Consider the following 8,811-nt stretch of genomic DNA (forward strand, 5'->3'; position numbering starts at 1 on the left):
CTCGCACGGGGCGATTCACCTTAAGCCGCCGCGGCCCGGCGCGCTTTCTCGATGCGGTCGTAGGCCGCGGTGATCGCCCGCGTCTTCTGCTCGGCCATCGCCCGCATGCTTTCGGGCAGGCCCTTGCCGGCGAGCTTGTCCGGATGGTTCTCGCTCATGAGCTTGCGATAGGCGCGCTTGAGCTCGGCGTCGCTGGCGGCCGGTGCAACGCCGATCACGCGGTAGGCATCGTCGAGCGCCGAAGCCTGCGACGCACTCGACGCGCCGCCGCCCGCGTAGCCGCCGCCACCGCCGCGCAGCATCGCCTCGAGCGCCTGCAGCTCGGTTTCGGACAAGCCCAGGCCGCGTGCCACGCGCAGCAGCAGCGCGTGCTCGGCCGGGTGGATCTGGCCGTCGGCCGCGAGCGCGGCGAGCTGCATCTGCAGGAACATCTGGTGCAGCACGCGCTGGCCGCGCGCGGCGGCGGCGAAGCGGGCGACTTCGGCGTCGAGATCGAAGCCCGGCGACTTGCCGCGATTGAACGAGACCTTGGCGGCCTCGCGCGCCTCGCCCGACAGCCGCAGCTGGTCGAACAGCGCTTCCACGGCGCGGATTTCCTCGGCCGAGACGCGGCCGTCGGCCTTGGACATGGCGCCCATGACCGCGAAGGTGGAGTCGAGGAACAGCGATTGCACCTGATTGATCTTGCCGACCGCGAAGCGCACGAGCAGCAGCGGAAGCAGGCGACCGAGCGCCAGACCGATCAGGGCGCCGATGAGCAGGCCCCGCCAGCCGCCAGACAGCAGGCCGATGAAGCCGCCAAGCCAGATGAGGAAGTTCATAAGCCGCTTATGGTAACGGCTGTGACGCCCGCGCAGGATTTTCGCGCCGCGGATGGCCTCCGTCGCCCGCTCGGCATCGGCTCTCGGCCCGGTCCTGTCGCATTCCCCATTTGGGCAATGACCGCTCGCGGGCGTCTGGCTAAGTTGCCCCGGTTTTCACGCCGCGAGGGCGCAGCGTCGCTGTGCGCTCCTGCTGGCTAATCCGATAACGAAGGAGGGGGCTCATGTCATTCATCAGAACCATGCGGGCGCGGATCGGCGTTGCGCTGGCGGCGATCGCCGTCGCGGCCTGCGGAGGCGGCGGCGGAGGAGGCAGCGATGCTCCGGACACGGCCGCGCCGCGCGTCACGCTGACCGCCACGCCGCAGACCGTCGAAGGCGGCGCCTTCGTCGCGCTCGCCGCGAGCGCCGTCGATGCGGCGGGCGCCGCGCTGACGCCGAGCCTGTCCTGCGATCGGGGCACCCTGCAGGGTTCGATGCTGCTGACTCCCACCGTCACCGAAAACGGCAATGTGGTCTGCACCGCGACCGCCACCGATGCGGGCGGTCGCAGCGGCACCGCGCGCGTCACCATCGCCGTCACCGCGACGGCGGCCTCGCTGTCGCTGGGCGAAGGCCAGCAGCGGCTCGTGCCGGGCCAGGTCGCGGTGCTGTTCGCCGATGCGCTGCCGCTCGAAAGCGAAAGCTACGAGGCGACGCTCGGCAGCCGCGCGGTGACGCTGCACAACGCCGGCACCGGCCTGCTGTGGTTCGAAGTGCCGGCCGACGCCGCCGCCGGCAACACCACGCTGCAGGCCACGCTCAATGGCCGCCCATGGCAGTTCGACGTCGAGCTGGGGGGCTCGGCGAACGTCGCCAACCCGCGCGCGATCGTGCGCGCCGCGCTCGAATCCACGGCCGCCGATCTCGCGCAGCTCGAAGCCGACGACGGTGCGGGCATGAGCGCCGCCGAACTCGAGGCCTTGCGCGCGCGCCGCGCCGACGTCGCCGACTCGCTGTCCCTGCTCGAAACCACCGACGACTCCGTGCTCGGCGCGGTCGCGCAGCGGCTGATCGCCAACGGCTACGCGCAGGGCGACACCGCCACGGCGACGGCCGGCCTGTCGGCGGCCAAGGCGTTTTCGGCCTCGGCATGCGCTTCGGCGATCGCCGGGGCGAGCGGGGGGCTCGCACGACTGGCCGCCGTGGTGGTGCTGGCCGGAGTCGGGCTCGAAGCCGTCGTCGTCGGGCCGGACCCGGCCTCGCGCATCATCGGCGCGGTCCTGGCCGGCGGCGGCTTCGTCTATATCTGGAAGCAGGCCGACCAGGGCTCCGCGCTCCAGAACGGCCTGAGCGCGATCCGTGGCAATTGCAGGGTGGAGTTCAGCTTCACGCTGTTTCCGGCATCGGCGCCCGACAACGACGACGATGCGCGCGCCGCGAACCTCATGCGCGTCAAGGCGCTGACGGCCAAGGCCACGCAGAAGCTGGCCTTCGAAAACGGCGAGCCGCTCTACTTCCGTCCGCAGAGCCTGCTGCGCATCCACGAGAGCCAGCTGGCCACCGTCAGGAGCCTGTTCAACCGCATCAGCTCCACGATCGCCAAGCTGCCGCTGGTTCCGGCGCCGCTGTCCGCCGTGCTCGAAGGCCTGCTGACCGAGGAAACCCAGGACGTGCCGGCCGGCAGCATCGGCATCGGCTCGATCTCCTCGGGCGACGTCGCGGTCGGTGGCGAGGCGTCGGCGGCCGGCGAGCTGCTGCGGCTGGAGTTCTCGGCGGCGAACGCGCCGCGCGAGGAAGTCGACTTCAGCTTCACGCTGACGCGTCCCGATGCCGAACCCAAGCCCTTCGAGGCCACGTTGTCGATCGATCTGCCCGAGGCCGAGGACGCGGCGATCGAGGTCATCCAGGGCGTCGCCGCCGGCTCCACCCTGACCACGGTCGGCGCCGATACGCTCGAGGTCGTGAACGCCCCGGCGCACGGCAGCGTTCGCATCGAAAACGACGGCGACTTCGTCTTCACGCCGGCCGGCCAGTATTTCGGCCCCGACCAGTTCAAGTACCGGGCGCGCAACGAGAACGGTTACTCGCGCGTGGCCACGGTCGCCGTCAACATCAAGCGCAAGTTCGATGGCGCATGGAGCCTGCAGATCGACCGCTCGTTGACCTCGAGCAACCCGCGCGGCCTGTGCTCCGAAGAGGCCGACACGACCGAAACCGTCGGTGTCTCGAAGATCACCGATACGCATTACCAGGCGAGTTACGCGGGCCAGACCATCAATCTGAACATGGGCTCGGTGGACGACGCGGGCGGCCTGTCGGGCTCGCTGAGCGTGACCTATCCGGACGGCCCGGAAGACAAGGGATCGACCACCGAGTCGCTCAGCGTGCGGATTCCGGACAGCACGCATTTGTCCGGCACGCTGACCTGGAACTATTCCGGCCCCAACGGCAGCTGCTCCGGCAACAGCGTGATCACCGGAACGCGTCTCCCGGGATCGTTCTGAGCGAGCGACGGACCCGGCCGGCGGCCGGGTCCGTCAGAGCTGCGCCAGGCGGCTCACGAGTTCGGCCTGCCGCCGGACGCCGCACTTGGACATGGCGGTCTTGAGCTGCGCGCGGATGGTGCCGACGGCGACCGTGCGCACGGCCGCGATTTCCTCGGGAGACTGGCCCGCGGCGATGCGCACGGCGACTTCGGCCTCGGCCGAAGTCAGCCCGTACACGGCCTGCGCGAGCGTCTGCATGCGCTGGGTCCGGCTGGCCTGCTGCATGCGTCCGACCACCAGCACGCGCGGCGTGAACGTGAACTCGTGCGCGAGCCCGGGCAGGCGGACCACTTCGAGCACGAGCGCCTGGGGTGACGCCTTGCCGCGCAGCACGACGGTCGAGGCGGCCGGCGCGCCGGGCACGGCGATGCCCAGCGCGGCGGCGTCGATGGCCTTCGACAGCGCCGCGGCATCGTCCTTGCCGGCGGCCTCGAGTTGCCCGCGCCGCAGATGCAGCGGGCCATTCGCGCCGACGAGGTCTTCGGCCGCGGGCGTCATCGCCTGCACGCGACCGCGGCCGTCGCAGACGAAGGCGATCATCGACAGTCCCTCGAAAGCCCGGCTCAGCAGCCGGGCGCCCTGGTTCTCGAGCGCCATCTGGGTCCGCACGGCGACGCGCACGTGCGGCGCGAGCGTGGTGAAGACGGCGCGCTGTTCGTCGCTGATCGGGCCATTGGCGCGCGAGCGCCCGACCGCCAGCCCGATCACGGTCGCGTCGCGCCGCTCGAGCGTGGTCAGGCAGATGTGCGGGACGTTCCAGGGCAGCAGGAACTCGTGATACCAGGCATTGCGCCGGTAGTCTTCGGCCGACATGAAGTCGGGATCCGCGAGCACCTGCAGCACCGGCGCCGAAACCCCGGCGCGGACGTAGGGGTTGATGCGCGGATCGCCGCCGCCATCGGCCGCGAAAGCGGTCAGGAAATCCGGGTCGATGTTCGTCATGAGGTTGAACGGAACCGCCGCGTCCGACCCGAGGCCGATCAGCTCCCCGGTCTGCGATCCGGTCGCCTCGGCCAGGCCTTCGAGCGCCCCGTACCAACCCTGTCCGTCGAGCGCGGCGGTCTGGAAAGCGTCCGCCAAAGCCTGTATCCGAGCCTCGTCCCAAGCCACCATGCGCCGCATGCCCCCGCTGTGATTGCGCCGGGCCTTTCCTGGCCCAGGGGCAATCCGGAACTCATCCGCCGTAATCGACAGAGGGCCGCCGTCCTGGCCAGGCGCCGGCAGGTTACTTCAGTAGGCCTATGACAACAATGGGAAAATCGGCGTCGGACCGGCTTGTCGAAGTCCTGCTCCGCAATCGCGGCGAGCGCCGCCTTCAGCTCTTCCGGCTCGCGATCCACTGATCGACGCGGCGTTCGAGCAACTCCAGCGGCAGCGCGCCGCCGCCGAGCACGGTGTCGTGGAAGCCCTTGATGTCGAACTTGTCGCCGAGCTCGGTTTCGGCCTTCCTGCGCAGCTCCTGGATCTTGATCATGCCGACCTTATAGGCGGTGGCCTGGCCCGGCATGATCAGGTAGCGGCGCACTTCGGACTTGACCGCGGTGAGCGGAATCGAGGTGTTGGCGTCGAAGAATTCGACGGCCTGCTGCTCGGTCCAGCCCTTGGCGTGCAGGCCGGTGTCGACCACCAGGCGCACCGCGCGCCACATCTCCGAGCTCAGGCGGCCGAAATCCGAATACGGGTCCTGATAGGTGCCGGGCATCTGCTTGGCGAGCCATTCGGCATACAGGCCCCAGCCCTCCTGGTAGGCGGTGAAGCCGGCCTGGGTGCGGAACAGCGGCACGCTCGTGAGCTCCTGCGCGATCGATATCTGCATGTGATGGCCCGGCAGGCCCTCGTGATACGCGATCACTTCGAGCTCGGTCTTGGGCATCGCGTTCATGTCGGACAGGTGCGCGTAGTAGACGCCCGGACGCGAGCCGTCCGGAGTGCCCGGAAAGTAATGCTGGGCCGCGCCGTCCTGCTCGCGGAACGGCTCGACGCGCTTGACCACGAGGTCGGCCTTGGGCAGCACGCCGAAGAAATCGGGCAGCGACTTTTTGATGTTCGCGAGATCGGCCGTCGCGGTATCGATGTAGGCCTGGCGGCCGGCGTCGGTATTCGGGAAGCGGAACTGCTTGTCGCTGTCGATGAACTTGAAGAAGGCCTCGAGATCGCCCTTGAAGCCGACCTTGTCCTTGAGCGCCGTCATCTCGCCGCGAATGCGCTCGACTTCCTTGAGCCCGAGCTCGTGGATCTGATCGGCGGTCATGTGCGTGGTGGTGTTGTCGGCCAGCGCGAACTCGTAGTACGCCTTGCCGTTGGGCTGCGTCGTGCCGACGCCGCTGGCGTTCTCGGGCGCGTTGACCATGTCGGCCTGTTCCCAGGCGATCAGGCGCTCGTAGCCAGGCTTGAACCTGTCGACCAGCGCGGTCCTGGCGAGCGCCTGCAGCTCGTCGCCGCGCTTTTTGTCGATCGCGCCGGATTTCACGAGCTCGGCGATCTTGGCCTTGGCGTCGGCCCAGATCGCCGAATCCTTGCCGGGGCCGAACGGCGCGCCCGCGATGACTTTCTTCGATTGGTCGATCACGCCTTCGAACGCGAACTTCGGCGGACGGATTTTCTGTTCGGCCGCTTTCTTGGCACGCTCGACGAGCTGGTCGAGCCCGACCGGTGCGGCCTCCAGGCGCGCGATGTAGGCGAGCATGTCGGATTCGTTTTCCACCTTGTGGAAGCTGATCAGCAAGGTCGGGATGAACGACTGCGCGCCGTTCATCTGGTCGAAGACGTAGCCGTTGAGGCGGAAGGCTTCGCCGGCCGCGAGCTGCTCGCTCTGGTACTTCCAGATGTCGTACGACATCTTCGCCTCGTCGCTGAGCTTGGCGTAGGCGAACTGCGACTGCAGCTCGTCCAGCGTGCCCTTGCGCCAGGCGCGCTTCTTGTCGTCCGCGTCCTCGGACATGTCGTCGAATTTGTCGTACTGCTCCTTGCGCCCGAGGAAAGTCAGCGCGATCGGGCTGAAGGCCAGCTCCTCCTCGTACTTCTTGCCGAACCACTCGTTGATGCGATCGGTCTCGGCCTTGATCTCCTCGGCCGTCGGCGCGGCGGTCGCGCTCGCCTGGGGCCGGGCCGCGGGCGGCTCGGCGCTCTTGCCGCAGGCGCTCAGCGCCAAAGCGGCCGTGAAGGCGAGCGTGGCGGCACACAGCGCGGTCGGGGCCAACGGAAGGGCAAGGCGCATGAGGGGTTCTCTCCGGGATTCTGGACGGTGGCGCGGCCGGCGGCGGCCGCGCAATGCCGCAGCTTAACGGCGCGCCCGATCGAGCGAATCGGGGATTTCCCTCTTGTGCGTGACTCGGGTCGCGCGGATCAGCCGGCCGGAATCGTGACGATCGGCGCCTTGCTGCTCTGGCTCGTCTCGGCGAGCGCGATGAGGTTCTGCACCACCGAGAACGCGAACTTGGAATCGAAATCCCGGCGGTCGATCCAGTAGCACTGCGCCTGCGGGCCATTGCCGTAGACGATGCTCGCATAGGCGTCGGGCGGAGCCTGCCTGCCGACGTGGACGATGATCGTCGGCCGCGTTTCGACTTCGAGCAGGCGCACGGTCGGGGTCGTCGCGCCGGCGACGATATCGGCCTCGGGCACTTCGATCTGCGCGCCGATCTCGGTCAGGATGCCGATCACCGAGCGTGTGACGATGCCCACCTTGGCGCCGCGCTCGGGCACGGCGCCGTAGACGATCTCGAATTCCCTGGTGCCGTCGGCGATATGCAGCAGCTTGCGCGCCGTGACCGCATCGGCGGTCACGGCGTCGTCGTCGCTGCGTGTCGGATCGATCGCCAGAAACACGCGGTTGCCGCTTTCCGCGCGCTCGAAGCGCACCGTCAGCGCGCCCTTGAGCTGCAGGCGCCGCAGCGTGTGGATCAGCTCGAAGAAGCCCAGCGAGCCCGAGTTGTTCGCACCCGACAGCGCCGCGCTGTTCTGCAGATCGCCGATCGACTGCGCGACGATGCGCAGCAAGAGGTCGATCGGCACGCCGCTTTGCACGAGCGGCAGCACCAGCGCCGGCGCGAGCGGGCGGATGTAGCCGGCCGCGAACTCCTCGCCCGTGGTCGGCGTGAACGTGAAGGTCGGATGGTTCGAATAGCCGATCGACGCACCGGCCGTGCCGGCGGTGCCGCTGCCTTCGATCGTGCTGCCGGTGAGGCTCGCGTTGGCCGAACCGTCGAACGAATACGCGGCGATGACCTGGGTGACCGGCAGGAACGAAGGCGTGTCGGCGTAGCGCAGGTTGACGATGTTCGAGAGCGTCTGCCGCTTCTGCGCGCGATCGAGCGAGCGCGCGTAGTCGACCTGATCGTGCTCGAGCCGCTGGCTGCCGAGCGTTGCGCAGCCGCTCGTCGTCACCGCCATGCACAGCACCGCGCCCCAGGCGGCGTGCTTCGTCCCTGCCACTCCCGCCATGCCGTCACACTCCTTGTAGCCTGTACGTTCCGTCGTACCCGCTCATCCATGAACCCGTCGTTCCCGTGAACGCGGGAATCCAGTCTGGCAGGCCTACATGAACGACACCGAATGCCTGCATCCGCCAGAGCGTGATTCAAAACCGCATTTGAGGTACTGACCTCCATCGATGCACCACAAGGCTGCATCGTCAAAGCTTGCGACCTGCATTGATGGAGCTCGGTACGTCCACCGATGCATCAAATAGCTGCATGCATGAAGCTCTGGTTTGCGCGGGAGCAGGTCTCGAGCTCAAGGCATGAAGGTCCAGACCTTCGGTGTTAAAGGTAGCCACCCGTTCCCGCGCAGCTCCAAGGTGCATCGATGCAGCTCCGCTGCTTCTGCCGTGCACCTGAAAGGGTCACACGTGGAGCTGAAGAGCTTCACGGGTGAAGGTCCACGGCTACTGGGGCGCAGAAGCGCCCTTCGCCTTCATCATTCGTCCGCACCCGGCGTAGGGTCGCCTTTCTTGCTGCGCTTGCGCTCCCAGCGAACGGAAATCTGGTTGAGAAGATCTTCCAGACCCTCATCCTTCCCCGCAATGCTCAAATAGCGATAGCCGATGGCGCTCGCAACCATGACATCGCTGCCCAGCGCCATCTCGGTGTCTTCACCGATTCGCACGAGTTTGGTCAAACGCATCAGGCGCGGGCGCAAAGCATCCACATTGGCCAGATCACTCTGCATCTCCACCACGTCCAGGCTCGGCGGCACCACCGCAGGGTTCTGCTGTAACAGCGTGAGCGTCTGGCGACAGAACGGCTACGACTTGTCGCCCATCTTCCGAATCGACTGCCGCACGTCAGGATCGAGCGTGATGAACGATGCGAATGCCTGTTCGATCGTCGCGAGCGACGCGTCGATATCGGGAAGGCTGGGGATGAAGTTGGGAAGGGAGACGAAAGTTTGTGACATGGAAGGCCCTTTGGCTAAAGAAATGCGGAGCGAATCGCGCGGGCGACTGCAAAGCCATCCTAGCG

Annotated in this window: 7 protein-coding genes; 1 reads left to right on the forward strand and 6 read right to left on the reverse strand. The window is 67.7% G+C overall.

The annotated features are described in order from the left end of the window. Positions 1 to 20: 20 nt before the first annotated feature. Entirely contained in the window at positions 21 to 821 is an 801-nt protein-coding gene (djlA, locus tag WQQ_RS18100; protein WP_007186697.1) for a co-chaperone DjlA, read from the reverse strand. Positions 822 to 1,045: 224 nt separating this feature from the next. Between djlA and WQQ_RS18105 the strand changes: the two genes are divergently transcribed. Next, positions 1,046 to 3,307, forward strand: a complete 2,262-nt coding sequence (locus tag WQQ_RS18105) for an Ig-like domain-containing protein (RefSeq protein WP_007186698.1) — start codon at positions 1,046 to 1,048, stop codon at positions 3,305 to 3,307. A 33-nt stretch (positions 3,308 to 3,340) separates the two neighbouring features. On the opposite strand, the gene WQQ_RS18110 is transcribed toward WQQ_RS18105, so the two are convergent. The 5 genes from WQQ_RS18110 to WQQ_RS24435 all read right to left on the reverse strand — a co-directional run bounded on the left by WQQ_RS18110 (position 3,341) and on the right by WQQ_RS24435 (position 8,746). After that, positions 3,341 to 4,429, reverse strand: a complete 1,089-nt coding sequence (locus tag WQQ_RS18110) for a helix-turn-helix transcriptional regulator (RefSeq protein ID WP_007186699.1) — start codon at positions 4,427 to 4,429, stop codon at positions 3,341 to 3,343. A 235-nt stretch (positions 4,430 to 4,664) separates the two neighbouring features. Continuing rightward, complete coding sequence (locus tag WQQ_RS18115; RefSeq protein ID WP_007186700.1) at positions 4,665 to 6,566, reverse strand: DUF885 domain-containing protein; 1,902 nt, start codon at positions 6,564 to 6,566, stop codon at positions 4,665 to 4,667. Positions 6,567 to 6,694: 128 nt separating this feature from the next. Further along, the gene (locus WQQ_RS18120; RefSeq protein WP_007186701.1) at positions 6,695 to 7,792 is read right to left on the reverse strand and encodes a hypothetical protein; all 1,098 of its coding nucleotides are present in this window, start codon (positions 7,790 to 7,792) and stop codon (positions 6,695 to 6,697) included. A 474-nt stretch (positions 7,793 to 8,266) separates the two neighbouring features. Further along, entirely contained in the window at positions 8,267 to 8,548 is a 282-nt protein-coding gene (locus WQQ_RS23270; protein WP_007186703.1) for a hypothetical protein, read from the reverse strand. 45 nt (positions 8,549 to 8,593) lie between these two features. Beyond that, complete coding sequence (locus WQQ_RS24435; RefSeq protein ID WP_007186704.1) at positions 8,594 to 8,746, reverse strand: hypothetical protein; 153 nt, start codon at positions 8,744 to 8,746, stop codon at positions 8,594 to 8,596. Positions 8,747 to 8,811: the final 65 nt, after the last annotated feature.

This window comes from Hydrocarboniphaga effusa AP103 (genome assembly GCF_000271305.1).
GTDB lineage: Bacteria > Pseudomonadota > Gammaproteobacteria > Nevskiales > Nevskiaceae > Hydrocarboniphaga > Hydrocarboniphaga effusa.

What these genes read in the sequence shown, in the direction of transcription:
- djlA (WP_007186697.1), bottom strand. Translation starts at nt 821, where the DNA reads ATGAACTTCCTCATCTGGCTTGGCGGCTTCATCGGCCTGCTGTCTGGC.
- WQQ_RS18105 (WP_007186698.1), top strand. Translation starts at nt 1,046, where the DNA reads ATGTCATTCATCAGAACCATGCGGGCGCGGATCGGCGTTGCGCTGGCG.
- WQQ_RS18115 (WP_007186700.1), bottom strand. Translation starts at nt 6,566, where the DNA reads ATGCGCCTTGCCCTTCCGTTGGCCCCGACCGCGCTGTGTGCCGCCACG.
- WQQ_RS18120 (WP_007186701.1), bottom strand. Translation starts at nt 7,792, where the DNA reads ATGGCGGGAGTGGCAGGGACGAAGCACGCCGCCTGGGGCGCGGTGCTG.
- WQQ_RS24435 (WP_007186704.1), bottom strand. Translation starts at nt 8,746, where the DNA reads ATGTCACAAACTTTCGTCTCCCTTCCCAACTTCATCCCCAGCCTTCCC.